Below are 25,737 nucleotides of genomic sequence, written 5' to 3' on the forward strand. Positions count from 1 at the left end.
CGCGTCAGTGCAGGAAGTGGCGCATGCCGGTAAAGACCATCGCCAGCCCTGCCTCGTCCGCGGCTGCGATCACCTCGTCATCGCGCATCGACCCGCCGGGCTGGATCACGGCCGTCGCCCCCGCCTCGGCCGCGGTCAACAGACCGTCGGCGAAGGGGAAGAAGGCGTCCGACGCGACAACCGATCCGTGCGTCAGCGGGGCGGCAAGGCCAAGCACCTCGGCCATGTCCTGCGCCTTGCGCGCGGCGATGCGGGTGCTGTCCACCCGGCTCATCTGGCCCGCACCGACGCCCACGGTCGCGCCGTCCCTTACATAGACGATGGCGTTCGACTTCACATGCTTGGCGACCGTCCAGGCGAACAGCATGTCGGCGATCTCGGCCTCGGACGGCGGGCGTTTCGTCACCACCTTCAGATCCGCGCGGGAAAGCCGGCCATTGTCGCGGTCCTGCACCAGAAACCCGCCCGAAACCTGCCGGAATGCCAGCCCCGGCGCGGCCGGGTTCGCAAGACCCCCGGTGGTCAGCAGGCGCAGGTTCTTCCTGGCGGCAAATATCTCCTTGGCCGCATCGTCGGCGGCAGGCGCGATCACGACCTCGGTGAAGATCTCGCAGATCGCCTGTGCGGTCACCGCATCAAGGCGGCTGTTCAGCGCCACGATCCCGCCAAAGGCCGAGGTCCGGTCGCAGTCAAAGGCGCGGCGATAGGCGTCTTCCAGCGTCGCGCCACGGGCCACGCCGCACGGGTTGGCGTGCTTGATGATCGCGCAGGCCGGGCCATCGGCGGGCAGGAACTCGCTGACCAGTTCGAACGCCGCATCGGTGTCGTTGATGTTGTTGTAGCTCAGTTCCTTGCCCTGCCACTGGGTCGCTGTGGCCACGCCCGGCCGGTCCGAGCCGTCGACATAGAAGGCCGCGCGCTGATGCGGGTTCTCGCCGTAGCGCAGCGTCTGGGCCAGCGTCCCGGCAAAGGCGCGGCGCCGCGGCGCCGTCTTGCCCAGCGCGCCCGCCATCCAGCCGGACACCGCCGCATCATAGGCCGCCGTCCGCGCATAGGCCCGCTGCGCCAGCGCCTGCCGAAAGGCCAGCGTCGTCGCCCCGCCATTGGCCTCAAGCTCGGCCAGCAGGGGGGCGTAATCCTCGGTATCCACGACCACGTTGACAAAGGCATGGTTCTTTGCCGCCGCCCGGATCATCGCCGGGCCGCCGATGTCGATATTCTCGATACACTCGGCATAATCGCCGCCCGCGGCCACGGTTTCCTCGAACGGGTAGAGATTGACCACCAGAAGGTCGATCGCGCCGATCCCGTGGCTTTCCATCGCGGCGACATGGGCAGGGTTGTCGCGCAGCGCCAGAAGCCCGCCATGCACCATCGGGTGCAGCGTCTTGACCCGGCCATCCATCATCTCGGGGAAACCGGTCACGTCGGCAACGTCGATCACCCCCAGCCCCGCCTCGCGCAGGCTGCGCGCCGTGCCGCCGGTGGACAGCAGTTCCACCCCCCGCGCGGCCAGCGCCCGGCCAAGCTCGACAAGGCCCGCCTTGTCGGAAACGGAAATCAGCGCGCGGCGCAGGGGCACCAGATCGGTCATGGTCTATCCTTCGTGGTCAGGTCGGTCCCGCCGCGCCCATGGCAGCACCCAGTCCTGCTCTGCCTCGTCCTCTTGCCCGAGGTCGCGCGGAGCGGGCGCGGTGCTGCCATCCTGGGCCTTGGCCAGGGTCCATGTGATGAGGCTCGCATAATCCATCACGCGGGCAGAGAGAACGATTTGTTTCGTCGCGCGCGGCCCGGCGCGGCCCTTTTCCAGATAGACGCTGGGCACAAGCTGCAACTCGGCCGCCCCATCATGGCGGAACACCCAGATCTCGCCGCTTTTCGGGGCCAGCGACACCGCCGCGCCGCCCATGTCGATCTCGACATCGACATCGGGATGGATGTGGAACCGGATATCGAAGGCGATGCCCTCGCCGCCGCTGCGGCCCATCATGCGGTCGAAGGCCGCGCGCTCGGCATCGGTAAAGGCCGCCAGCGTATCCTCGCCCGACAGCGCCCGCCCGTCATAGGCCAGCATCAGCTGGCGCACATGGGTCAGCCCGTGGGTCGGCCCGTAGCCGTCATGCCAGACGGTCAGGTTGTGAACGGTGGTCCCGCTTTCGGCGCGGAACTCGACGGTCCTGGGTATCTCGGCCAGGGGGGCCGGGCTGCCGCCCCGGACCCCCGGCGCAAGGCGCGAGGACGAAAAGCCCCGGACCCCCAGCGTCGAATGCGAGGCCGTCGCCCGCCCGGCCCGGCGCCACTCGGCCCCCAGATCGGCGCCCGAACCGCAATTGACGATCACCGGCCGACGGCCCGAGGTCAGTTCGAACCCCAGCGTCGAGGCATGCGCCCCTGCCGTGACGGGCGGCGGGGCGGCGTCCACGATCACCGTGGTCCGTCCCGCGGACAGCCGTGCATAGCCCATCGCCAGCCCGCGCACCGGGCGCGGCTTGACGCCTGCCTCGGCCAGCGCCTGGTCAAGCCGCCCCTCGGCCCCGCGCCCGCCACCATGAAACCGCGCCAGCCCGCCATCGGCATGGCGCAGCGCCCGAAGCGTCGGCGCAATGCGGGCGATCGCGCCGCGATGGCCGGGCAGAGGTTCGCGCCCGGCAGCGGTCAGCGCGGCCGCGGCCCAGGTCAGCAGCGTAAAGACCTCGAGCAATTCCTCGGGATTGCGCGAGGCAAGCCCCCCGCCCTCGCCGATCTCGCGGTCGCATTCCCGTTCCAGCGCCTTCAGCGCCGGGGCAAGCTGCCCCTCCATCCCCTTCAGCGATAGACCGGCATAGACCAGCCCGGTCAGCGCCTCGAACCGCGGCAGGCCGGGATCGGCGCTTTTCCAGCGGCGGGCAACGAACCGCGTCTGCTGGGCAAGGGACCGGAACACGGCCCCTGACCGGGCCGGGTCCAGCCCGTTCAGCAGCATCAGCGCGTGGTGCAGCCAGCGGATCAGCCGCCGCCCGGCCAGATCGGGCGCCCAGCCCGGCCCACGCCCGCGCCCGAACCGGTCGATCCAGGCAAGCGTCCAGTCCTGCGCCCGCCTGCGCGCCGTCCCGTCGCCCGCGGCGGCCAGATCGTCAAGCCAGGCAAAGCCATGCACATCCTCGGCAAAGCGCGCCGAGGGCATGGCAATATCCCAGATCGGGGTGTCGGGCGCCTCGACCAGACCGCCCGCGAACAGGAACGTGCCCGCGCAAAGCTGCCGCCCGCGCGCGAAACTGCCGATCGAGCGCGGCTCGGGTTGCAACGCGATACCCGCCGCCGCGCGCGACAGCGCACACAGCCGCGCCTGAAGGTGGTTCATCGTCGCGCCGCGCCGCCGGGGCGGGGGATCGCTTTTCAGGGCGTCTGCCATCGGTTGGGGTCTGCTCTTGGGCCTTGGGCCTGCGGCGGGACAATACCGGCGGGCGCCTGCGCTGTCACCGGCGAAAACCCTCTCAGCCGGTCCGGACAAGACAGGCGATATAGAACCCGTCCATCCCGCCGCGCTCGGCCCAGAAATCGGGGCGCAATCGCAGCGCGCCATGGGCGGTGCGCCAGTTGGGCTCGATCCAGGGCGCCTCGGGCGCGCGGGCGGCGATCGCGGGGTGACGCGCCAGCGCGGCCTCGATCTGCGCCTCGCCTTCCTCGGGCAGAAGCGAGCAGGTGCAGAAGACCAGCCGCCCGCCCGGTGCAAGCATGGACAGCGCCCGGTCGATCATCTGTGCCTGCATCGCGAACAACGGCTTGATCGCGGCGGCATCCTTGGCAAAGGGCAGGTCGGGGTGGCGGCGGATCGTGCCGGTGGCCGAACAGGGCGCATCCAGCAGGATCGCCTGGGCGGGGGCGGGCGGGGTCCAGTCCAGCAGATCGGCGGTCACAAGCTCGGCCGCCAGCCCGGTGCGTGCCAGGTTCTCGGCCACCCGCGCCATCCGCGCCGCGGAAACGTCCACCGCCGTCACCTGGGCCCCCGCAGCGGCCAGTTGCAGCGTCTTGCCCCCCGGCGCGGCGCACAGGTCGAAGACCCGTTCCCCGGGACGCGGGGCGAGGATCCTGGCAGGCAGCGCCGCGGCAGCATCCTGCACCCACCATGCGCCGGTCGCGTAACCGGGCAGGGCCGAAACCTGCCCCGGCGTGGCCAGCCGCACCGACCCGGTGGGCAGCGCGACGCCCCCCGTCAGCCCGGCCAGCGCGGCCGCATCGCCATCCTTCGGCGTCAGATCGAGCGGCGCACCCGCGGTATGCGCCGCCTCGATCCCGGTGACGGCGGCGCGGCCCCAGGCACTGTCCAGACGCCCGCGCAGCCAGCCGGGCAGGCGTTGCGGCGGCAGCGCCTGCCATTCGGCACGCGGGGTATCGGCCAGCTTGCGCAGCACCGCATTGACCAGCCCCGCCATCGCCTGCGTGCGCTGCCCGGACCGCGCAAGCGTCACCGCGGCATTGACCGCGCCATGCGGGGCGGCGCCCTCCTCCAGCATCTCGACAATGGCCAGCCGCAGGATCGCACGCAGCGCGGGGGGCGGCGGCTTGCGCAGATGCGGTTTCAGCAAGCTGTCGGCACGCTCCAGATGGCGCAGCGTGGCGCTTGCAAGCCGCTGCGCGCGCGCCCGGTCCGACGGACCCAGCGCGCCAAGCGGCCCCTCGGGCCCGGCCAGTTCGGCCAGGGTGCGGTGCTCGTCCAGAACCCCGGCCAGAAGCTGCAAGGCCGCGCGCCGCGCGCTGTCTCCGGTATCGCCCATCGCCCTGGTCCTGCTTGTTCCCTGCCGGGGCCGGGGTATATCACGGGACGCGACCCGGCAAGGAGGCCCCGCAATGACCGACACAGCCCCGAAAGACCTGCCGCCCGCCGCGATCCGCGCCCTGCAAGAGGCCGAAGAGCGGCGCAAGGCGGCCCGCGCGCAGGACATGCCGCGCGAACTGGGTGGCCGCGACGGTCCGGAACCGGTGCGTTATGGGGATTGGGAAAGAAAGGGAATCGCGGTCGATTTTTGAGCGGGCGGCCTACATGGAAACGCCCCGCCGACCGTTCGGGCAGGCGGGGCGCATGTGCCGGGCGCGTGTTTTGCGCCGCTATTCGATCCTCAGATCCGCGTGATCGCCCCTGCCCTTGTCGGCAATGAATCGCACCGTCCGGCCATTGACCAGGACAAGTTGGCAATTCGGGCCCAGATCACGCGCTCCGAACTTGAGATCGCGGCAGAAATACCTGCCATCCCAACGCCAGGCCCCGGTGACGCGCTGCCCGAAGGCCTGACCGCGGATTTCACCGCCGGGCGTCACTGCAAGGTTGATTCCAAGGCGTTTGAGGGTCTTGCCATCCACGAGACTGACGAATCCCGACCGGCTTTCGACCGGGCGAAACCCCTCGGCGGAGGCGGGTGCGGCGGCCAGCATGGCCAGCGCCGCTGAGGCGAGCAAGGTTGCGCGTTTCATCGCGTTTCTCCGGTGTCGTTCTGACTGGCTCGGTGCCGTGACTGTTACGCAGAACTGTTGCCATCGGATGAATCGTCGAGGGCCGGGTTCGGAACCGCTTTCGCCGGGCGGGCAAAAGGGGGCGCTGCCCCCGCCGCCGCTGTCGCGGCGTCTCCCCCGGGATATTTGGAGCCAGAAGAAGACCAGGGGGCAGGGCGCGCCCGGCCTATAGCCCCAGCACGTCCAGCATGTCGTATTCGCCGGGCTTGCGATCCTGCCCCCAGAGGGCTGCGCGCAGCGCGCCGCGGGCAAAGATCGCGCGGTCGGTCGCGACATGGCGCAGCACGATCCGTTCGCCCATCCCCGCAAAGATCACGTCATGTTCGCCCACGATGTCGCCGCCCCGGATCGCGGAAAACCCGATGGCGCCGCGCGCGCGTTCGCCGGTGATGCCATCGCGGCCGCGTTCGGACATCTCGGACAACGCGACGCCGCGCCCCTCGGCCGCGGCCTGGCCCAGCATGAGCGCGGTGCCCGAGGGGGCGTCGACCTTGTGGCGGTGATGCGCCTCGACCACCTCGATGTCGAAATCGGCATCGAGCGCGGCGGCAACCTTGCGGGTCAGTTGCACCAGCAGGTTGACGCCGAGGCTCATGTTGCCGGCCCGCACGATCACGGCATGGCGCGCGGCGGCCTTGATCCGTTGCAGGTGGTCCGGTCCGAAGCCGGTGGTGCCGATCACATGCACGGCGCGGGCCTGGGCGGTCAGGGTGGCGGTGGCGACCGTCGCCTCGGGCGTGGTGAAGTCGATCACGGCCTGGGCGCGCGCAATCGCGGCGATGGCGTCGTCGGTCAAGCACAGGCCGAGCGGCGCGCTGCCCATCGCCTCGCCCATGTCGCGACCGATCCAGGGGTGGCCGGGCCGTTCGACGCAGCCGACGAGGCGGGCCTTGTCGCTTTGCAGAACGGTCTGGGCCAGCATCTGGCCCATCCGGCCCGACGCGCCCATGATCACGATGCCCGGCAGGTCCGCCATTTCGCCCTCCATGCGTCTTTGCGCCGGTTTAGCCGGTTCGCGCCCGCTTGGCAAAGTGCCTGCCATCGCCTAGATCGGTGCCATGTCACGATCCTCCGCCCCCTCGCAACGGCAGCTTCGCGTCGGCGAACTGATCCGCCGCACGCTGTCCGAAGTTCTGGCGCGCGGCGACGTGCACGATCCCGAACTGAACGCCATGTCGATCACGGTGGGCGAGGTGCGCACCTCGCCCGATCTGAAGGTTGCCACCGCCTTCGTGCTGCCGCTGGGCGGGCGCGGTGCCGAGCTGGCGCTGGCCGCCCTGCGGCGCAACCGCAGCGAGTTGCGGCGGCTGGTGGCGCGCAGGCTGGAGCTGAAATTCGCCCCCGAACTTCGCTTTGCCCTGGACGAGACCTTTGACCGGATGGACGAGACGCGGCGGCTGCTGGCGCAGGACATCGTGCGCCGCGATACCGCCGCGCCCGAATCCGATGAGGATTAGGGCGGCCGCTGTCCTGCTGGCCCTGCTGCTGCCCGGGATGGCGCAGGCGTTTTGCGAACGCATCAGCCATGAAAGTCGCGGCTACGTCGTCTGCACCGCCGATCCGGCCGAGACCGAGTTGCGGCTGTTCCGGCTGGGGCCGGATGGGGCGGTTCTGGGCAGTTTCGTCCGGGTCGAGCGGTTGCTGGCGACCGAGGGCAAGACGCTGGGTTTTGCGATGAACGGGGGGATGTATCACCCCGACCGGAGCCCCGTCGGCCTCTATGTCGAGAATGGCGAGGAACTGGCGCCTGCGGTGGCCAGCGCGGGGCCGGGCAATTTCGGGATGCTGCCGAACGGGATCCTGTGTCTGGGCGATGGTGTCGCGCGGGTGATCGAGACGCGCGCCTATCTGGCCGATCCGCCCGAGTGCCGCTTTGCCACGCAATCGGGGCCGATGCTGGTGATCGGGGGCAAGCTGCATCCGCGGTTTCTGGTCGACAGCGACTCGCGCTTCGTGCGCAACGGGGTCGGCGTCACGCAGGACGGGCTGGCGGTCTTTGCGATTTCCGACCGGCCGGTGACGTTCCATGAATTCGGGCGGCTGTTTCGCGATGTGCTGGGCACGCCGAATGCGCTGTATCTCGACGGCAAGATCTCGCGGCTGCATGCGCCGGGGCTGGGGCGGGCGGATATCGGCCTGCCGATGGGGCCGATCATCGGCGCCGTGGTGGATGCCAACCGCTGACGCGGCGCGTTGACGGCGCGCGCGGGCTTCGCTAGCAGGCGGGTCTTGCAACATTTCGGGAGCGACGGGCTTGGGACGCAGCCGCAAGGGACGCGACATTTCGGGCTGGCTGGTGGTGGACAAGCCTGCCGGGATCACCTCGAACGCGGTGGTGAACAAGGTGCGCTGGGCCTTCGGCGCCAAGAAGGCGGGTCATGCGGGCACGCTGGACCCGGCGGCAACCGGCGTTCTGGCCGTGGCGCTGGGCGAGGCGACCAAGACGGTGCCCTATATAACCGATGCGCTGAAAGCCTATCGCTTCACCGTGCGGTTCGGGATCGCGACCAATACCGACGATGCCGAGGGCGAGGTGATCGCAACCTCGGACGAGCGGCCCACGGATGCCGAGATCCGCTCGGCCCTGACGGGCTTTGTCGGCGATATCGCGCAGGTGCCGCCGCAATTCTCGGCCGTCAAGATCGACGGCGAGCGCGCCTATGCGCTGGCCCGCGCGGGCGAGGAGGTCGAGATCGCGCCCCGCCCGCTTTATGTCGAAAGCCTGGACATGGTCGAGCGGCCCGATGCCGATCATGTCGTTCTGGAAATGATCTGCGGCAAGGGCGGCTATGTCCGGTCCATCGCGCGCGATCTGGGGCAGTTGCTGGGCTGCCTGGGTCATGTGACCGCGTTGCGGCGGGTCTGGTCTGGACCCTTCGACGCCGAGGACGGGATCAGCATGGAGCTGATCGAATCGCTGGCGAAGACCCCCGCGCTGGACGAGCATTTGCGCCCGCTGGAGGACGGGCTGGCCGACCTGCCCGAACTGCGCACCACGGCCGAGGGGGCTGCGCGGCTGCGCAACGGCAATCCCGGGATCGTGCTGACCTCCGAGGCGGAGTATGGCGACGAGGCCTGGGCCTCGCTCGACGGGCAGGCGGTTGCGGTCGGGATCTACAAGGCGGGGGAATTGCACCCGCACCGGGTCTTTCTGGACTGAGCCGGGCGGCCTAGATCGGCCGGCCGGTCATCAGCCGGGGCAGGTCGCCGGTCAGCCCGGCGGCCTCGCGGATGAAGCGGCGGCGCAGGGCGGGCAGCGCATTGACCGCGCCCATGCCCAGATCGCGGCCCAGCCGCAGGATCGGGTTGTCGTTGGAAAACAGCTTGTTCACCGCATCCGTGCCGACCGCCATCAGGGTCGTGTCGAAGCGCCGCCAGGTCTGGTAGCGTTCCAGAACGTCGATGGCGCCGATCTCCTCGCCGCGCCGTTTGGCCTCGACCAGCACCTGGGCCAGCGCGCCCACGTCGCGCAGGCCAAGGTTCAGACCCTGCCCCGCGATCGGATGCACGCCATGCGCGGCATCGCCCAGCAGCGCGATGCGCGGCGCGACATAGGCATTGGCCAGCGTCAGGTTCAGCGGATAGCTGAAACGCTCGCCCGCGAGCGTGATCTGGCCCAGGAAATCGCCGAATGCGGGGCGCAGCGCGGCCAGATAGCCCGCATCGTCCAGCGCCTGGATCGCGGCGGCGTTGGCATGCGTCTCGCTCCAGACGATGGAACAGCGGTTGCCGGGCAAGGGCAGGATCGCCAGCGGGCCGGAGGGCATGAAGAACTGATGCGCGGCCCCGTTATGGGGCAATTCATGCGCGATGGCGCAGACCAGCGCGGTCTGGCCGTAATCCCAACCGGTGCGCCGGATGCCTGCCCGTTCCGCGGTGCCCGACCGCCGCCCGTCGCAGCCGACCAGCACAAGCCCGCGCAGGCTGCGGCCCGAGGCCAGCGTGACGGTAACGCCGGTCGCGTCGGGGGTCTGGGCGATCACCGTCTCGCCGGAAATCGTGGTGATGCGCGGATCGGCTGCCATCGCGTCAAGGAAGGCGCGGCGCAGGTAGCGGTCTTCGAGCATGTAGCCCATCGGGCCTTCCTCGATCTCGCCATGGTGGAAATCGAGGAAGAAGGGCGCCGGGCCTTCGCCCGCGCGCCCGTCCGAGGCAACGATTTCGAGGATCGGCTGGCTTCGCGCCTGCACCTTGTCCCAGATCCCGATGGCGCGCAGCAGCCGGGTCGAGCCCAGCGCCAGCGCATAGGCGCGGCCGTCGAAACGATCCTCGGCCCGGGCGGCCTTGGGCAGGCTGTCGATCACGGTGACGAACAGCCCGCCCTGGGCCAGTGCAAGCGCCAGCGCGGGGCCGTTCAGCCCGCCGCCGACGATCAGGATATCGGAGTCGCGTTCCATGTCCCGCAATATGGCGGCGCGGGCGGGATTGTCCATAAGAGCCGCGCCCGCTAGCCTTTCGCAGATGACAGGGAGGCGGGCGATGACGGGCAACTGGCGGGGGATGAGCGCGGGCGATCTGGGGCGCGGGATCGGGGCGGGCCGGATCGACCCGGTGGAATTGACCGAAGCCTATCTGGAGGCCATCGCGGCGCATCCCGAGGCGGGCCGCATCTATGCCCGGACGACCGAAACCCGCGCGCGGGCCGAGGCGCGGGCCGCGCGGCACCGGGCAAAGACGGGGCACAGGCTGGGGCTGCTCGACGGCGTGCCGGTCTCGTGGAAGGATCTGTTCGATACGGCGGGCGTGGCGACCGAGGCGGGATCGGCGCTGCTGGCGGGCCGGGTGCCGGGGCGCGATGCCGAGGTGCTGGCCAATGCGAGTGCCGCGGGGCTGGTCTGTCTGGGCAAGACGCATATGACGGAACTGGCCTTTTCGGGGCTGGGGCTGAACCCGGTGACGGCGACGCCGCCGAACGTGCATGATGCGGGCGCCGCGCCGGGGGGCTCGTCCTCGGGGGCGGCGGCGTCGGTGGCGTTCGGGCTGGCGGCTGCCGGGATCGGGTCGGATACCGGCGGCTCGGTCCGGGTGCCGGCGGTGTGGAACGATCTGGTGGGGCTCAAGACCGGGGCGGGGCGGGTGTCGCTGACAGGGGTCGTGCCGCTTTGCCCGCGTTTCGACACGGTGGGGCCGCTGACGCGCACTGTCGAGGATGCGGCGCTGCTGCTGGCGGCGCTGGAGGGCGGCAGACCCGCGGATCTGCGCGGCGCGACGCTGGCGGGCGCGCGGCTGATGGTGCTGGAGACCGCCGCCTTCGACGGGATCCGAGATGCCCCCCTTGCGGGGTTCGAGCAGGCGGTGGAACGGCTGGCGCGGGCCGGGGCGGCGATCACGCGGGGCGCGGTGCCCGAGGTCGCCGAGGCGCTGGCGCTGTCGGGGGTGCTGTTTGCGACCGAAGCCTATGGCACCTGGGGCGCGACCATCGAGGCCGCGCCAGAGAAGATGTATCCCGCGATCCTGAACCGCTTTCGCGGCGGGCGCGATTATTCGGGCGCCGACTATGTCGCCGCCTGGCACAAGCTGGACCGGCTGCGCGCCGCCTATGCCGCCGCGACCGCCGGATTCGACGCGGTACTGGTGCCGACCTGCCCGATCCTGCCGCCCGATGTGGCGGCGCTGATGGCCGACCCGGAGTTCTTTGTCGCCGAGAACCTGATGACGCTGCGCAATACGCGGATCGGCAATCTGATGGGACTGGCGGTGCTGACGCTGCCCAGCGGGGTTCCTGCCACGGGGCTTTCGCTGATGGGGCCGCCGATGTCCGAGGAGCGGCTGTTGCGGCTGGGCGCAGCGGCCGAGGCGGCGCTGGCCTAAATGCCACAACCTCGCCCCGCAAGCCGCGGGGCCGGGGGGCTTTTCTGGACCGGAGGCGTTCCAGCCGGTATGCTTGTCGAAACGGGGTGCGTCAGATGCCCCGATCAGAGGCAGCACAGGCAGACAGGGGTCCATGACCTTTCCCGAGCGGTTTTCGAACCTGCCAGATTACGCGTTTCCGAGGTTGCGGCGTCTGCTGGACGGCCACGCCCCCGGCGGCGCGCCCCTGCACATGACCATCGGCGAGCCGCAGCATGCCTTTCCCGACTGGGTGACGGGCATCATCGCAGACCATGCGCAGGAATTCGGGAAATACCCGCCGAACGAGGGCACGCCGGAATTGCTGGGCGCGATTTCGGACTGGCTGGCGCGGCGCTATGGCGTGACGGTCGATCCGGCAACGCAGATCAGCACGCTGAACGGCACGCGCGAGGGATTGTTCAACGCGGTGCTGGCGCTCTGCCCAGAGGAAAAGCGCAATCAAAGGCCCGCGATCCTGACGCCGAACCCGTTCTATCAGGTCTATGCGGTGGCCGCGCTGGCGGTGGGGGCGGAGCCTGTCTATGTGCCCGCCACGGCCGAAACCGGGTTCCTGCCCGATTACGCCGCGCTGCCGGGTGAATTGCTGGACCGGGTGTCGATCGCCTTTCTCTGTTCGCCCGCGAATCCGCAGGGCGCGGTGGCGGATCGGGGCTATTGGGCGGATCTGATCCGGCTGGCCGAAAAGCATGATTTCCGCATCTTCGCCGATGAATGCTATTCCGAGATCTACCGGGGCAACCCGCCCCCCGGCGCGCTGGACGTGGCCCGCGAGATCGGCGCCGATCCCGAACGGGTGCTGGTGTTTCACTCGCTCTCGAAACGCTCGAACCTGCCGGGGTTGCGGTCTGGATTCTGCGCGGGCGGGGCCGAGAGCCTGGCCCATATCAAGCGGCTGCGCGCCTATGCCGGGGCGCCCCTGCCCCTGCCCTTGCAACGGGTGGCGGAACGGGCCTGGGCGGACGAGGCGCATGTGGCCGAAAGCCTTGCGCAGTACTGGCGCAAATATGCCATCGCGGACGAAATCCTCGGGCCGGTGCCGGGCTATCGCCCGCCCGAAGGCGGGTTCTTCCTGTGGCTGCCGGTCGGCGATGGCGAGGCGGCGGCGCTGAAGCTCTGGCGCGAGACGGGGGTTCGGGTGCTGCCCGGTGCGTATCTGTCGCGCGCGGTGAACGGTGAAAACCCGGGTGCGGGATATGTCCGGGTCGCGATGGTCGCCCCAGAACAAGAAATGCGGCACGGGCTGATGCGGCTGCGTGACTGCCTCTACGGGTAAGGACGGCAAGGCTATGGCTTCGTATCAGATGAAACGGCGTGAACCTCTGCTCGATTCCAATGTCCAGGCCGCGATCGAGCGGCGCGGCAAGGAATTGCTGGGCTTCTCGCTGATCGGCGCCGCGCTGGTCATGGCGCTGATCCTGGGCTCCTACGTCCCCGACGACCCAAGCTGGCTGTCGGCAACGGACGCCCCGGCGGAAAACATGCTGGGCCGGTTCGGCGCCTCGATCGCGGCGCCGCTGCATATCATCGTGGGCTGGGGATCCTGGGGGCTGGTGGCGATTCCGGCGGTCTGGGGGCTGCGCTTTGCGGGCCATTGGGGCGAGGAACGCGCGCTGTCACGGCTGATCTTTGCCCCCGTCGCGGTGGCGCTGGCAGCGGTCTATGCCTCGACCCATGTGCCGCCCGCAAGCTGGACCCACGCCTTCGGCATGGGTGGGCTCTTTGGCGATACGGTACTGGGCGCGATCCTGGGCGTGGCGCCGGTGGACACGGTCGCGGGGCTGCGTGTGGTGGCGGCGCTGGTCTGGATGGCGGCCATCGGCATGGGGCTGTTCGTGGCGGGCGTGGACCGGAACGAGCTGCGCAATTTTGGCCGGTTCCTGCTGTTCGGCCTGATCCTGAGCTATGAGGGGCTGCGCCGGCTGGCCGGGAAATCCGCGCGCGGCGCGCTGACCGCCGGGCTGCGGCTGGGCGAAAGCGTCCAGAATCGCCGCGCCGAGGCGGCCCAGCCCGCCCGCGTCCAGGGCGGCGCGCGGCTTGTCGCCACCCGGGCCCCGGCGGCCGCCGAACCTGCGCGGCCCGGGGGTCTTGGCGGGCTTCTGGCGCGGGTGCCGGTTCTGGGACGGCGGATGGCCGATCCCGAGCTGGAGCTGATCGAGCGCGACCTGCCCGACACGGCGGACGGGATCGGCCCGATTTCCGAGGACCGGATCAAAGCGCGCATCGCCGATGTGATCCGCAACCGCAGCCGCCAGACCGCCCGCCCGGCCTTTCGTGCCGAACCGCCCGTGCGGCGCGATCAGGCGGCGCTGGATGCACTGCCGGTCGAACCGCCGCTGAGCGCGCCGGTCATGGATGCGGCCCTGCCCGATTACGACGAACTGATCGACGAGCCGCGCCGCGTGGTGCAGCACCCTGTCCGCAAGCCCGCGCCGCCCTCGCGCCGCGCCATTGAGGAGGCGCAACCGGCGCTGCAATTCGACGAACCCGGCAGCGGCTATGAACACCCTCCGCTGTCGCTGCTGGCCAGCCCCGACGCGGTGACGCGCCATGTCCTGTCCGACGAGGCGCTGGAGGAAAACGCCCGGATGCTGGAAAACGTGCTGGACGATTACGGCGTCAAGGGCGAGATCGTCAGCGTCCGGCCCGGCCCGGTCGTGACCATGTACGAACTGGAACCCGCGCCGGGGCTGAAGGCCAGCCGCGTGATCGGGCTGGCCGATGACATCGCGCGCAGCATGTCGGCGCTGTCGGCGCGGGTCTCGACCGTGCCCGGGCGCAGCGTGATCGGGATCGAACTGCCCAACGCCCAGCGCGAAAAGGTGGTCCTGCGCGAGATCCTGTCGGCGCGCGCCTTTGGCGACAGCACGATGCGGCTGCCGCTGGCGCTGGGCAAGGATATCGGCGGCGAGCCCGTGGTGGCGAACCTGGCCAAGATGCCCCACCTGCTGATCGCGGGGACCACCGGCTCGGGCAAGTCGGTGGCGATCAACACCATGATCCTGTCGCTGCTCTACAAGCTGACGCCCGACGAATGCCGATTGATCATGATCGACCCCAAGATGCTGGAACTGTCGGTCTATGACGGCATCCCGCATCTGCTTTCGCCCGTCGTCACCGACCCGAAAAAGGCCGTCGTCGCGCTGAAATGGGTCGTGGGCGAGATGGAGGAACGCTATCGCAAGATGTCCAAGATGGGCGTGCGCAACATCGAGGGCTATAATGGCCGCGTCAGCGATGCGCAGACCAAGGGCGAGCTGTTCAAGCGCACCATCCAGACCGGATTCGATGACGAGACCGGCGAACCGGTCTTCGAGACCCAGGAATTCCTGCCCGAGACGCTGCCCTATATCGTGGTGATCGTCGACGAGATGGCCGACCTGATGATGGTGGCGGGCAAGGAGATCGAAGCCTGCATCCAGCGGCTGGCGCAGATGGCGCGCGCGTCCGGGATTCACCTGATCATGGCCACCCAGCGGCCCTCGGTCGATGTCATCACCGGCACGATCAAGGCGAACTTCCCCACAAGGATCAGTTTCCAGGTGACCGGCAAGATCGACAGCCGCACGATCCTGGGCGAACAGGGGGCCGAACAGCTGCTGGGCATGGGCGACATGCTTTACATGGCAGGCGGCGGACGAATCAGCCGGGTTCACGGGCCGTTCGTGTCGGATGAGGAAGTCGAGGAGATCGTCACCTACCTGAAAGGGTTCGGCCCGCCCTCCTATGTCGGCAGCGTGGTCGAGGGGCCGGACGAGGATCGCGAGGGCGAGATCGACATGGTCCTTGGGCTGGGCGGCACTGCCGATGGCGACGACGCGCTTTACGATCAGGCGGTGGCGATCGTGCTGAAGGATCGCAAATGCTCCACCTCCTACATCCAGCGCAAGTTGGCCATCGGCTACAACAAGGCCGCGCGGCTGGTCGAGCAGATGGAGGAACAGGGCGTGGTCACCCCGGCCAACCATGTCGGCAAGCGCGAGATCCTGGTGCCCGAACAGGGCTGAACGGGCGCGCGGGCGGGGGCCGGGCGCCCTCGCCAATTCGTGACGCTTTGGCTGATGCAAAGGCGCATGCAAGCGACTAGATTGCCGCCATGATCAGACGCCTTGCCCTTGGCCTTGCCCTCTGGGCGGCCACCGCCGCCCCCGGACTTGCCGACAAGATTCCCCTGTCGGCACTCTCGGGTTATCTCAACAGCTTCTCGACCGCGCGGGCCGAGTTCACGCAGGTCAACGCCGACGGCTCGATCTCGACCGGGCGGATGCTGCTTCAGCGGCCCGGCCGGGCGCGCTTCGAATACGATCCGCCCAATGGCGGGCTGGTGATCGCGGGCGGCGGGCAGGTGGCGATCTTCGACACCAAGTCGAACCAGCCGCCCGAACAATACCCGCTGCGCCGTACCCCGCTGAACATCATCCTGGAACGCAACGTGGATCTGTCGCGGGCGCGGATGGTGGTGGGCCATGACGGCGACGCGACCACGACACGGGTGATCGCGCAGGATCCCGAGCATCCCGAATACGGCACCATCGCGCTGGTCTTTACCGGCAACCCGGTGGAACTGCGCCAATGGGTCATCACCGACGATACCGGGCAGGCAACCACCGTGATCCTGGGCAAGATGCGGACCGGCGTGCAACTGTCGTCGCGGATGTTCAACATCGTGCAGGAAACCGCCGACCGGATGGGCAACCGGCGCTAGGGTTGTCGTCCTCTGCATTTGAGAGTTTTCGCCCGGGCTAACGCCCGGGCGACCCATGCCGGGGGCGCTGCCCCCGGACCCCCGGGGTATTTCGGCCAAGAAGAAGGGCAGGGTGCGGCCCTGCGGGTGACGTGGCCGCAACGCGGCTGGCGGGTCAGGCGATGAATTCGGCCTGTGTGTAGCCCTGGACGAACAGAAGCGCCGTCAGGTCGCCGTGATTGATGCGAATATCGCATTGGGCGGCGACCGCGGGCTTGGCATGCAGCGCGACACCCGCCCCGGCAAGGCCCAGCATGCCGAGATCGTTCGCGCCGTCGCCCACCGCCATCACCTGGTCGGGCGCGATGCCCAGCCGGGCGGAGATCTCGGTCAGCGCGGCCACCTTGGCCTCGCGCCCCAGGATCGGCTCGGCCACCTTTCCGGTCAGCTTGCCGTCCGCGACCAGCAGCGTGTTCGCGCGGTATTCGTCGAAGCCCAGATCGGCGGCGACGCGCGCGGCGAAGCTGGTGAAGCCGCCCGAGACCAGCACGCAATAGGCGCCGCTGGCCTTCATCGTGGCGATCAGTTCGCGCCCGCCGGGGGTGTGGGTGATGCGGGTGGCCAGCACCTTGCCGATCACCTCGGCGGGCAGGCCGGCCAGCAGGCCCACGCGTTCGCGGAGCGCGCCCTCGAAGTCCAGCTCGCCGTTCATCGCGCGGGCGGTGATCTCGGCCACGCGGGCGCCGACGCCGGCCTCGTCGGCCAGTTCGTCGATGCATTCCTGCCCGATCATGGTCGAATCCATGTCGGCGATCAGCATGCGTTTCCTGCGCCCCTCGGCCGGTTGGGCGATCAGGTCGATGCCGAGGGCCTGCATTTCGGTCCACACCTCCCACAGGTTGGCGGGCAGGGCGGGCACCCCGAACTCGGCCGCGATGCCCGGCGCCAGCCAGCGCAGATCGCCCCCGCCCCAGGCATTGCGCAACGCCTCGACCGCCGCAGGGTCAAGCACCGGGCGGGCGGGATTGGTCAGCAGGGTGACGACATGCATGGGCGGGCTCCGGCCTCACAGGGATCGGGCGTCTTTAAGCACGCCCGCGCGGCAAGGGCCAGAGCAGCGGACGGCGGTTTGTCCCCGATCAAGGACGGCGGCGGCCCGGTTGCGCAGGCTCTCCCCGGAACGCGCCGCAACCGGAGAGCCTCGATGGCGACGCCACGATCCGAAAGCCCGGCACCGGCCGACCTGGGCACCGGTGCCATCCTGCCCTTCCTTGCCATCACCTTCGGCTTGTCCTGGGGCATCCTGGGGCTGTGGATGGCCGCGCCGGGGCCGATGGCCGCCCTCTTCGGCGAGATCTCGGGTTCCAACCCCAGCTTCCTGCTGGCGGTCTACGCCCCGGCCATCGCCGCCCTGGTGCTGGTGCTGGCGCGGGGTGGCCGCGCTGGCCTGGCGCGATTCCTCGGCCGGCTGCTGCTGTGGCGATGCGCCCCGGGCTGGTACCTTGTGCTGCTGGTCGGCATGCCGGCCGCCTTCGTGGCGGGGGCGCTGGTCAAGGGTGCGTCCCTGACCGAGCCGCTGGCGGTCGGGTGGGGGCCACTGCTGGGCCTTGTCGCGCTGCGCAGCCTGACCGGCCCCGTCGAGGAACTCGGCTGGCGCGGGGTTCTGCAACCCCTGCTGCAACGGCACATGGCGCCGCTCTGGGCCGGGCTTGCCGTGGGCACGGTCTGGGGCGTCTGGCACCTGCCGGCCTTCTTCCTGTCGGGCACGCCGCAAAGTGCCTGGGGGTTCCTGCCGTTTCTGGCGGGCTCGGTCGCGGTGGGCGTCATCGTTACCGGGATGGTCAACGCCGCCCGCGGCAGCCTGTTGCTGCCGGTGCTGGCCCATGCCCAGCTGAACAGCCCCCTCTGGCCCGACGCCCAGCCGAACGACACGGTGTTCTTCGTGGCGCTGGCGGCGCTGGTCGTGGCCTTGGACGCGCGCGCGATGTTCACCCGGACGGGCGCCGCGACCGCCGTGATCCCGCCGGTTTCCGATCCGCTACGCTGATGTCGCAAACGGCGGCGAAAGCGGCGCTTGCGCGCGGTTTTCCCCCTTGCGCCAGTGAGGGAACAGGCGTAATGGCGGCGGTGGGACACCCCTCCCCAACGAGGGGCGCTTATCTGGAAGGATAGCATCAATGGTCATCGAGACTCCGGCTGCGCGGCCGGCAAACCCGCGTTTCTCCTCTGGCCCCTGCGCCAAACTCCCCGGTTTTTCCCTCGACATGCTGGCAGACGCGCCCCTGGGGCGGTCGCACCGTGCCGCCATCGGCAAGGCCAGGCTGAAGGCCGCGATCGAGGAGACCCGCGCGATCCTCGGGATCCCCGCCGAGTACCGCATCGGGATCGTGCCCGGCTCGGACACCGGCGCCGTTGAAATGGCGATGTGGTCGCTGCTGGGTGCGCGCGGCGTCGAGATGCTGGCCTGGGAAAGCTTCGGCGCGGGCTGGGTGACGGATGTCGTCAAGCAACTGAAACTGGACGCCACCGTGCGCGAGGCGCCCTATGGCGAGATCGTGGATTTCGCCGAGGTCGATTTCGACAAGGACGTGGTCTTTACCTGGAACGGCACCACCTCGGGCGTGCGCGTGCCGAATGGCGATGCGATCCCGGCAGACCGTCAGGGCCTGACGATCTGCGACGCGACCAGCGCCGCCTTTGCGATGGACCTGCCCTGGGACAAGCTGGATGTGACGACCTTCAGCTGGCAGAAGGTGATGGGCGGCGAGGGTGCGCATGGCATGCTGATCCTGTCCCCGCGCGCGGTCGAGCGGCTGGAAACCTACAAGCCCGCCTGGCCGCTGCCGAAGATCTTTCGCATGACCAAGGGCGGCAAGCTGATCGAGGGCATTTTCGAGGGCGAGACGATCAACACGCCCTCGATGCTGGCGGTCGAGGATTACCTGGTGGCGCTGGCCTGGGGCAAATCCATCGGCGGGCTGCCCGCGCTGATCGCGCGGTCGAACGCGAATTTCGCCGCCGTGCAGTCCTTTGTCGACAGCAAGCCCTGGATCGAGAATCTGGCGGTGGACCCGGCGACGCGGTCGAACACCAGCGTCTGCCTGAAATTCACCGATCCGCGCATCAAGGACGGCGCGGCCTTTGCCAAGGCCATCGCCAAGCGGCTGGAAAAAGAGGGTGTTGCACTGGATATCGGCGCCTATCGCGACGCGCCCGCGGGCCTGCGCATCTGGTGCGGTGCCACCGTGGAAACGGCGGATGTCGCTGCCCTGATGCCCTGGATCGAATGGGCCTTCGAAGCCGAGATCGCCGCGCAGGCCGCCGCTGCCTGAGACGGAATGGTGGGTTTCACCCACCCTACAGACCGCATTGAAGGGTGGGGGCACCCCCCACCCTCTTTCCCCAGACATTCTGCAAAGGACCACGAAAATGGCTCCCAAGGTTCTCGTTTCCGACGCCCTGTCTGAAACCGCTGTCCAGATCTTCCGCGACCACGGGATCGAGGTCGATTTCCGCCCCGAGCTGGGCAAGGACAAGGACGCGCTGATCGCGGCCATCGGCCAGTATGACGGGCTGGCCATCCGCTCTGCCACCAAGGTCACCGAAAAGGTGCTGGAGGCCGCGACCAATCTCAAGGTCGTCGGCCGCGCCGGGATCGGGGTGGACAATGTCGACATTCACGCCGCGTCCAAGAAGGGCGTGATCGTGATGAACACGCCGTTCGGCAACTCGATCACCACCGCCGAGCACGCGATTTCCATGATGATGGCGGTCGCCCGCCAGATCCCCGAGGCCAATGCCTCGACCCATGCCGGGAAATGGGAAAAATCCCGCTTCATGGGCGTGGAACTGACCGCCAAGACGCTGGGTCTGATCGGCTGCGGCAATATCGGCTCGATCGTGGCGGACCGCGCCATCGGGCTGAAGATGAAGGTGCTGGCCTATGACCCGTTCCTGTCCGAGGAACGCGCCGACAAGCTGGGCGTGACCAAGGTCGAGCTGGACGAGCTGCTGCACCGGGCCGATTTCATCACGCTGCATGTGCCGATGACCGAGAAGACGGCGAATATCCTGTCGCGCGAGAACCTTGCCAAGACCAAGAAGGGCGTGCGCATCGTCAACTGCGCCCGCGGCGGGCTGGTCGACGAGGCGGCGCTGGCCGAGATGCTGAAATCGGGCCATGTCGCCGGTGCGGCCTTTGACGTGTTCGCCGAGGAACCGGCCAAGGAAAACGTGCTGTTCAACCTGCCCAACGTGGTCTGCACCCCGCATCTGGGCGCCTCGACCACCGAGGCACAGGAAAACGTGGCGTTGCAGGTGGCCGAGCAGATGGCCGATTACCTGCTGACCGGTGCCGTCACCAACGCGATCAACATGCCGTCCATCACCGCCGAAGAGGCCAAGGTGATGGGTCCGTGGATCGCGCTTGCGGGCCATCTGGGATCGTTCGCGGGGCAGATGACGGACGAGCCGATCAAGGCGATCAACATCCTTTATGACGGCGTTTCCGCGGGCATGAAGACCGAGGCATTGAACTGCGCCGCCATTGCCGGTGTGCTGAAAGAGGCGAACCCCGCGATCAACATGGTCTCGGCGCCCCTCGTCGCCAAGGAACGCGGCATCGCGATGTCGACCACGACGCAGGGCAAGTCGGGCGCCTTTGACGGCTATATCAAGCTGACCGTTGTGACCGAGAAACGCGAACGCTCCATCGCGGGCACCGTGTTCTCGGACGGCAAGCCGCGCTTCATCCAGATCAAGGGCATCAATATCGACGCCGAGATCGGCGAGCACATGCTTTACACCACCAACAAGGACGTGCCCGGCATCATCGGCGCGCTGGGGGCCACGATGGGCGCGCATGGCGTGAACATCGCGAACTTCACCCTTGGCCGCACCGGCCCGGGCGAGAACGCCATCGCGATCCTGTACCTCGACCACCCGATCCCGCATGCGGTGATCGACGAGCTGAAGGCCACCGGCCTGTTCCAGCAGGTCCGCCCGCTGGAATTCGACGTCGGCTGAGCGCAGCCGGTTTGACAAAGGGGGCCCGCCGCGGGATATGCGACGGGCCCTTTTTCCTTTCCCCAAAGGCCCCGACATGCTGCGCAGCTATGCCATCGGCGACATTCACGGCCAGCTTGCCCGGCTGCGGGCAGCCCATGCGCTGATCGCGGCCGACCGGGCGCGGGTGGGGGACGATGCGGCGCCGGTGGTGCATCTGGGCGATTATGTCGATCGCGGCCCCAATTGCCGCGGCGTGCTGGACCATCTGGTGCAGGGGCTTGCGGCGGGTCAGCCGTGGATCCTGTTGCGGGGCAATCACGACCGTTTCATGCAGTATTACCTGCGCCCCGGCTGTCCGCCCGAACCGGCGCGGCCCGATCTGGACTGGCTCGCGCCCAGCGTCGGCGGGCGCGAGACGTTGACCTCCTACGGGGTCGAGACGGGCATGTATCCCGACCGCGCCGCCCTGCACGCGGCCGCGATGCGCGCGGTCCCCGACAGCCACAAGGCGTTGCTGGACGCGCTTCTGCCCTGCTACCGGCGAGGCGATGTGTTCTTCTGCCATGCGGGGATCCGCCCCGGCGTGCCGCTTGCGGATCAGGTCGAGGACGATCTGATCTGGATAAGGGGCGAGTTTCTGGACGATCCGCGCGACCATGGCGTGCTGGTCGTGCATGGCCACACACCCGTTGCCCGCGTCACGCATTACGGCAACCGTGTCGATCTGGACACCGGCGCGGGCTATGGCGGGCCGGTCTCGGCCGTGGTGATCGAGGGGCGCGAGGTTTTCCTGCTGACCCCCGAAGGCCGCGAGCCGGTGACGCCAAAGGGCGCGGCGTGATCATCCGCACGCATCAGAAGGGCGATGCCGCGTCCGAGGCGGTCTATTCCCCCTGCGAATCCTATCGCTACCTCTTGACCCGCATCTGGGATCCGGCCGGGCCGCGGGCGCTGTTCGTGATGCTGAACCCCTCGACCGCGACCGAGGTTCAGAACGATCCCACCGTGGAACGCTGCGAACGCCGCGCCCGGGCGCTGGGCTTCGGCGCGTTCCGGGTGACCAACATCTTTGCGTTCCGCGCCACCGATCCAAGGGTGATGCGCGTCGCCGCCGACCCCATCGGCCCGGCAAACGATGCCGCGATCCGCGACAGCGCGCCCTGGGCCGACCGGATCGTTTGCGCCTGGGGCAGTCATGGCGCGCATCTGGATCGCGGCCGGGCGGTCGAGGCGCTTTTGCGGGCGACGGGGCATCCGCTGTTCCATCTGGGCCTGACCAGGGACGGCCAGCCCAAGCACCCGCTTTACATCGGCTACGCCCAACAGCCCGAACGCTGGACCTGACGGGCGTTCCGGCCTTAGGCTTCGGCCGGGGGGAACGCCATGACATCGGGCCTGCCGGGTTTCGCAAGCGAAATGATCGCCACCAACGGCATCGCGCTGTCGGTGCATCGGGCCGGGCGGGGCGCGCCCCTGATCCTGCTGCATGGCTATCCGCAGAACCACATGTGCTGGCTGAACGTGGCGCCCGCGCTGGCCGAGCGGTTCCATGTGATCGTTCCCGACCTGCGCGGCTATGGCGACAGCGAGGCGCCGCCCGATGACGACGCCCATACCGTCTATTCCAAGCGCGAGATGGCGCGCGACATCACCGGGCTGATGGATTCGCTGGGCCTGCCGCGCGCGCATCTGCTGGGCCATGACCGCGGCGCGCGGGTGGCCTATCGGCTGGCACTGGACGCGCCGGATCGCGTGGACCGGCTGGGCATCATCGAGATCGTGCCGACGGGCGATTTCTGGGCCGTGTGGAATGCCGATCTGGCGCTCGGCGCCTATCACTGGACCTTCCTTGCCCAGCCCGCGCCCTGGCCCGAGCGGATGATCGGCGCCGATCCCGTGGGCTATGTCGAGCACACGCTGGCAAGCTGGACGCTGGCGAAATCGCTGGACGTGTTCCCGCCCGCCGCGCTGACCGCCTATCGCAGGCAGGCCGCCGATCCCGCCCGGATCGCCGCGATGTGCGCCGATTACCGCGCGGGCGCGACAACCGACCGCCGCATCGACGAGGCCGACCGCGCGGCGGGCGCGCGCATCGCGGCGCCCCTGATGTTTCTCTGGGCCGAGACCGGCTTTCCCGCACGCACCGGGCGGCCCGCGGCGATCTGGCGCGCATGGGCGGGGGATGTGCGCGACGCCGCCTGCCGGTCGGGGCATTTTGCAATGGAGGAAAACCCCCAGGCGGTGCTGGACGCCTTCCTGCCCTTCTTTGCCGCCCCGGCCCGCGGCTGATCCGGGGCGACTGCGTTAACCATGACGCGCGAAAGTTGATCGGTCAAAAACCGTTTTATTTCAATTGGCTGCAAATCGCCCATGCGCCGCGATGCCGCCGCAGAGCCGCAACAGGTCGGAAATGGCCGCCGGTGCGTTTACCAGTTAACCGCCCTGCCTTATTCCCGCCACGGTGCCTCGGATAAGCTGTCTCTGGATGACGTCCTCTGCGGTCGGTGCGAACGCGTTTGCGAAGGATGGGATGATGATTACGGTTGCAGCCTTGCTGGGCATCATGATGGCCGGCTCCAGCATCGACTTCAGCGGCGTGCTCGACGATCAGACGGGCGCGGGGGATGACGAGTCCGGCGATGACGAGGCCGAAGGGCTGCGCGCGGAAACCCCGGCCTTCGGCTTCGGTTTCGAGGATTTGCTGACAGGCGCCACCCCGGCCGAGGCATTCGCCCGGACCGAGGCCGATCTTGCGCGCTATCTTGCGGACGAGGCGGCGATCGACGCGATGGCCGAGGACGCGCAGGAGGGCGGGCATTTTGCCGGGTCCAGTCTGGATGACTGGCTGGCGCTGACCGGCGGCGCCCCCACCCTGATCGACGAATATGACGAGGCCGAGGATGCGCTGTTCGTCGTCTATGACGCCGAGGCGCATCCCGATCCGGTGCTGTCGGTCGGGCCTGCGGACACCAGCGCAGCGGATGCGACGATCCTGCTTGACGGGATGCCGCTTGCCATCGTCAGCGGTGGCGCGGGACTTGATCTGTCCATGGTCAGTCTGGTTCCGGAATCGCAGTTTCCCATGGCCCTTGCCGCCGGGTACTGACCTCGCGGGGCTTGGCGCGGCCGGTCCGCTTGGCTAGGCTGGCCTCCCAGCACCCAAGCCGCGGCGAGCCCCGATGCCGGACCCCGTTCCCGATGCCCGAAGCGACAGCGACCTTGCCAGCGAGGTCGCCGCCCTGCGCCGCGAGGTGAAGGCGCTGAACGCGCAGCGCTTCTTTGCGATCAACGGCTCGGTCTGGCGCATCGTTGCGGTGCAATTCCTGCGCGGGCTGGCCATGGGTCTTGGCACGGTGGTCGGCGCGACCGCGCTGGTCTCGGTCATCGCCTATTCGCTCAGCCAGATCAACTTCATCCCGGTGATCGGCGAATGGGCCAGCCAGATCGCCCGCGAGATTCAGGAAAGCGCCGGCCCCTGACACCCGGCCCTTTACAACGCAACGGCGAATCCCCTATACGCGCCCATCCGGCCCGCCCGCGGTCCGGAATTATCCAAAGGGCCCTGCTGGACGACATCCCGGCTTGCGCCGTCAACCCCTGTCAAAGGAGATCCCGATGTCGATCACTGCCGAAGAGAAGACCCGTCTGGTCAAGGAATATGCCACCAAGGAAGGCGACACCGGTTCGCCCGAAGTGCAGGTCGCCATCCTGACCAGCCGGATCGCGACGCTCACCGAGCATTTCAAGACCCACAAGAAGGACAACCACTCGCGCCGTGGCCTTCTGATGATGGTCGCCCAGCGCCGCAAGCTGCTGGACTATGTCAAGGGCAAGGACGAGGCCCGTTATCAGAACCTGATCCAGCGGCTCGGCATCCGCCGCTAGGCGCGCCCTGCAACGCCGGGATCATGAACCGCGCCCCCTGGGGCGCGGTTTTGCTTTCTGTGCCCCTGTCAGGCAGTGACGGCAAGATCCCTGAGCGTGCCATCCAGCGCGAAGGCGGCCGCCAGAACCGGCCCGTCCTCGGCGCCGTCGCGGGCGAATTCAAGCGTCACCGTCGCGTCATTGTCGGTCCAGACCGACCGCAGGTCGAGCGAGGTCCACAGCCGGTCGGCCGGGGTCGCCGAGCTGGTGGCAAGTTCGGGAAACAGGCTGGCAAAGCGCTCGGGCGCGGTGTCGAGCCCGTCCATCAGATGCTGGCGCACGGTGGCCAGGTGCTTGGGCAATGCGTCGAGAAACTCTGCCGCCGCTGCCATCGCCACCCGGTCGCCGAGCGTCGCCAGCATGTCCAGGCCCGCGGGCCGCAACAGGCCCGGCCCCACCGGCAAGGTCGCCTGCCCGTCTTCGAGACGGATGGTTCCAAACGCTCTCGTTTCCATCGGGATATCTCCTCGGGTTCATGGAAAACACGGATGCTGCACCGCAGCTAACGCAAAAGCTGTAACGAAGTGTTAACCCTGACCCCAGATCTTTGCCCGCATACCCGGCTTGCAGGAATCGTGGGTCTGGTGAACAGGACCGGCCGCCAAAAAGGCCGTTAAAAGGCCGTTAACGACTTCGTCCTTTCCAAATGCGCGGTTTTTCCCTATGTGGCGTGCATCTGAGACGTTGCGCCCGGACCCCGGCGCTCGGGATGGATGGACGGGGTCGGCGGCAATGGGGCCGCCATTTCAACGGGAGACCCGGGATACGCCCGGGAGTGCTCCCAC

At 68.8% G+C, this 25,737-nt stretch carries 25 protein-coding genes; 17 read left to right on the forward strand and 8 right to left on the reverse strand.

The window, feature by feature from the left end; translation table 11 throughout:
• Positions 1 to 4: 4 nt before the first annotated feature.
• From purH to GH815_RS11530, 3 genes are all read right to left on the reverse strand, one after another.
• A complete protein-coding gene (purH, locus tag GH815_RS11520; RefSeq protein ID WP_153748924.1) occupies positions 5 to 1,594 on the reverse strand; it encodes a bifunctional phosphoribosylaminoimidazolecarboxamide formyltransferase/IMP cyclohydrolase in 1,590 nt (529 codons plus the stop codon).
• Between the two features lie 3 nt (positions 1,595 to 1,597).
• Positions 1,598 to 3,391, reverse strand: a complete 1,794-nt coding sequence (locus tag GH815_RS11525) for a heparinase II/III family protein (RefSeq protein WP_407072177.1) — start codon at positions 3,389 to 3,391, stop codon at positions 1,598 to 1,600.
• Positions 3,392 to 3,473: 82 nt separating this feature from the next.
• The gene (locus GH815_RS11530; RefSeq protein ID WP_153748925.1) at positions 3,474 to 4,754 is read right to left on the reverse strand and encodes an RsmB/NOP family class I SAM-dependent RNA methyltransferase; all 1,281 of its coding nucleotides are present in this window, start codon (positions 4,752 to 4,754) and stop codon (positions 3,474 to 3,476) included.
• Between the two features lie 73 nt (positions 4,755 to 4,827).
• Here GH815_RS11530 and GH815_RS11535 point away from each other — a divergent pair, with 73 nt between their 5' ends.
• Positions 4,828 to 5,007, forward strand: coding sequence for a DUF1674 domain-containing protein (locus GH815_RS11535; RefSeq protein ID WP_153748926.1), 180 nt, complete (start codon positions 4,828 to 4,830; stop codon positions 5,005 to 5,007).
• A gap of 78 nt (positions 5,008 to 5,085) precedes the next feature.
• Here the strand turns inward: GH815_RS11535 and GH815_RS11540 are convergent, their stop codons facing one another.
• Both GH815_RS11540 and dapB read right to left on the reverse strand, forming a co-directional pair.
• Complete coding sequence (locus tag GH815_RS11540; RefSeq protein ID WP_153748927.1) at positions 5,086 to 5,448, reverse strand: dihydrodipicolinate reductase; 363 nt, start codon at positions 5,446 to 5,448, stop codon at positions 5,086 to 5,088.
• Between the two features lie 205 nt (positions 5,449 to 5,653).
• Positions 5,654 to 6,463 (reverse strand): 4-hydroxy-tetrahydrodipicolinate reductase, encoded by an 810-nt coding sequence (dapB, locus tag GH815_RS11545; protein WP_153748928.1) that lies wholly within the window; start codon positions 6,461 to 6,463, stop codon positions 5,654 to 5,656.
• An 82-nt stretch (positions 6,464 to 6,545) separates the two neighbouring features.
• On the opposite strand from dapB, the gene rbfA reads away from it, so the two are divergent.
• The 3 genes from rbfA (at position 6,546) to truB (ending at position 8,647) form a co-directional block, all read left to right on the forward strand.
• Positions 6,546 to 6,944 carry a 30S ribosome-binding factor RbfA gene (gene rbfA / locus GH815_RS11550; protein ID WP_153748929.1) on the forward strand — a complete coding sequence of 133 codons (399 nt, stop codon included), beginning with the start codon at positions 6,546 to 6,548 and terminating at the stop codon, positions 6,942 to 6,944.
• Positions 6,934 to 7,671, forward strand: coding sequence for a phosphodiester glycosidase family protein (locus GH815_RS11555; protein WP_153748930.1), 738 nt, complete (start codon positions 6,934 to 6,936; stop codon positions 7,669 to 7,671). Before rbfA ends, GH815_RS11555 begins: the two co-directional genes overlap by 11 nt.
• Before the next feature lie 70 nt (positions 7,672 to 7,741).
• Positions 7,742 to 8,647 carry a tRNA pseudouridine(55) synthase TruB gene (gene truB, locus GH815_RS11560; protein WP_153748931.1) on the forward strand — a complete coding sequence of 302 codons (906 nt, stop codon included), beginning with the start codon at positions 7,742 to 7,744 and terminating at the stop codon, positions 8,645 to 8,647.
• Between the two features lie 10 nt (positions 8,648 to 8,657).
• Here the strand turns inward: truB and GH815_RS11565 are convergent, their stop codons facing one another.
• On the reverse strand, positions 8,658 to 9,884 hold the full coding sequence (locus GH815_RS11565) for a UbiH/UbiF/VisC/COQ6 family ubiquinone biosynthesis hydroxylase (RefSeq protein WP_153748932.1): 1,227 nt from the start codon (positions 9,882 to 9,884) through the stop codon (positions 8,658 to 8,660).
• A 64-nt stretch (positions 9,885 to 9,948) separates the two neighbouring features.
• On the opposite strand from GH815_RS11565, the gene GH815_RS11570 reads away from it, so the two are divergent.
• The 4 genes from GH815_RS11570 (at position 9,949) to GH815_RS11585 (ending at position 16,042) form a co-directional block, all read left to right on the forward strand.
• Positions 9,949 to 11,298 (forward strand): amidase, encoded by a 1,350-nt coding sequence (locus GH815_RS11570; RefSeq protein WP_246176400.1) that lies wholly within the window; start codon positions 9,949 to 9,951, stop codon positions 11,296 to 11,298.
• Between the two features lie 133 nt (positions 11,299 to 11,431).
• Positions 11,432 to 12,613 (forward strand): aminotransferase class I/II-fold pyridoxal phosphate-dependent enzyme, encoded by a 1,182-nt coding sequence (locus tag GH815_RS11575; protein ID WP_153748933.1) that lies wholly within the window; start codon positions 11,432 to 11,434, stop codon positions 12,611 to 12,613.
• A gap of 28 nt (positions 12,614 to 12,641) precedes the next feature.
• Complete coding sequence (locus GH815_RS11580) at positions 12,642 to 15,344, forward strand: DNA translocase FtsK (RefSeq protein ID WP_246176401.1); 2,703 nt, start codon at positions 12,642 to 12,644, stop codon at positions 15,342 to 15,344.
• 89 nt (positions 15,345 to 15,433) lie between these two features.
• Entirely contained in the window at positions 15,434 to 16,042 is a 609-nt protein-coding gene (locus tag GH815_RS11585) for a LolA family protein (protein ID WP_153748935.1), read from the forward strand.
• A 154-nt stretch (positions 16,043 to 16,196) separates the two neighbouring features.
• Here GH815_RS11585 and serB read toward each other — a convergent pair whose 3' ends face one another.
• Positions 16,197 to 17,072, reverse strand: coding sequence for a phosphoserine phosphatase SerB (gene serB / locus GH815_RS11590; protein WP_153748936.1), 876 nt, complete (start codon positions 17,070 to 17,072; stop codon positions 16,197 to 16,199).
• A 153-nt stretch (positions 17,073 to 17,225) separates the two neighbouring features.
• On the opposite strand from serB, the gene GH815_RS11595 reads away from it, so the two are divergent.
• The 9 genes from GH815_RS11595 (at position 17,226) to rpsO (ending at position 24,913) form a co-directional block, all read left to right on the forward strand.
• Complete coding sequence (locus tag GH815_RS11595) at positions 17,226 to 18,068, forward strand: CPBP family intramembrane glutamic endopeptidase (protein WP_153748937.1); 843 nt, start codon at positions 17,226 to 17,228, stop codon at positions 18,066 to 18,068.
• A 130-nt stretch (positions 18,069 to 18,198) separates the two neighbouring features.
• Positions 18,199 to 19,353, forward strand: a complete 1,155-nt coding sequence (locus GH815_RS11600; protein WP_153748938.1) for a phosphoserine transaminase — start codon at positions 18,199 to 18,201, stop codon at positions 19,351 to 19,353.
• Between the two features lie 97 nt (positions 19,354 to 19,450).
• Positions 19,451 to 21,046, forward strand: coding sequence for a phosphoglycerate dehydrogenase (gene serA, locus GH815_RS11605; protein ID WP_153748939.1), 1,596 nt, complete (start codon positions 19,451 to 19,453; stop codon positions 21,044 to 21,046).
• A 79-nt stretch (positions 21,047 to 21,125) separates the two neighbouring features.
• Positions 21,126 to 21,869, forward strand: coding sequence for a metallophosphoesterase (locus tag GH815_RS11610; protein ID WP_153748962.1), 744 nt, complete (start codon positions 21,126 to 21,128; stop codon positions 21,867 to 21,869).
• Entirely contained in the window at positions 21,866 to 22,372 is a 507-nt protein-coding gene (locus GH815_RS11615; protein WP_343030809.1) for a DUF1643 domain-containing protein, read from the forward strand. Before GH815_RS11610 ends, GH815_RS11615 begins: the two co-directional genes overlap by 4 nt.
• 39 nt (positions 22,373 to 22,411) lie before the next feature.
• Positions 22,412 to 23,317, forward strand: coding sequence for an alpha/beta fold hydrolase (locus tag GH815_RS11620; RefSeq protein ID WP_153748940.1), 906 nt, complete (start codon positions 22,412 to 22,414; stop codon positions 23,315 to 23,317).
• Positions 23,318 to 23,561: 244 nt separating this feature from the next.
• Positions 23,562 to 24,134, forward strand: a complete 573-nt coding sequence (locus tag GH815_RS11625; protein ID WP_153748941.1) for a hypothetical protein — start codon at positions 23,562 to 23,564, stop codon at positions 24,132 to 24,134.
• Between the two features lie 73 nt (positions 24,135 to 24,207).
• Complete coding sequence (locus GH815_RS11630) at positions 24,208 to 24,507, forward strand: DUF5665 domain-containing protein (RefSeq protein ID WP_153748942.1); 300 nt, start codon at positions 24,208 to 24,210, stop codon at positions 24,505 to 24,507.
• A 136-nt stretch (positions 24,508 to 24,643) separates the two neighbouring features.
• Positions 24,644 to 24,913, forward strand: a complete 270-nt coding sequence (gene rpsO / locus GH815_RS11635; RefSeq protein WP_153748943.1) for a 30S ribosomal protein S15 — start codon at positions 24,644 to 24,646, stop codon at positions 24,911 to 24,913.
• Between the two features lie 68 nt (positions 24,914 to 24,981).
• Here rpsO and GH815_RS11640 read toward each other — a convergent pair whose 3' ends face one another.
• The gene (locus GH815_RS11640; RefSeq protein WP_153748944.1) at positions 24,982 to 25,407 is read right to left on the reverse strand and encodes a hypothetical protein; all 426 of its coding nucleotides are present in this window, start codon (positions 25,405 to 25,407) and stop codon (positions 24,982 to 24,984) included.
• Between the last annotated feature and the right edge of the window lie 330 nt (positions 25,408 to 25,737).

It is taken from the genome of Rhodovulum strictum (assembly GCF_009649175.1).
Classification (GTDB): domain Bacteria; phylum Pseudomonadota; class Alphaproteobacteria; order Rhodobacterales; family Rhodobacteraceae; genus Rhodovulum; species Rhodovulum strictum.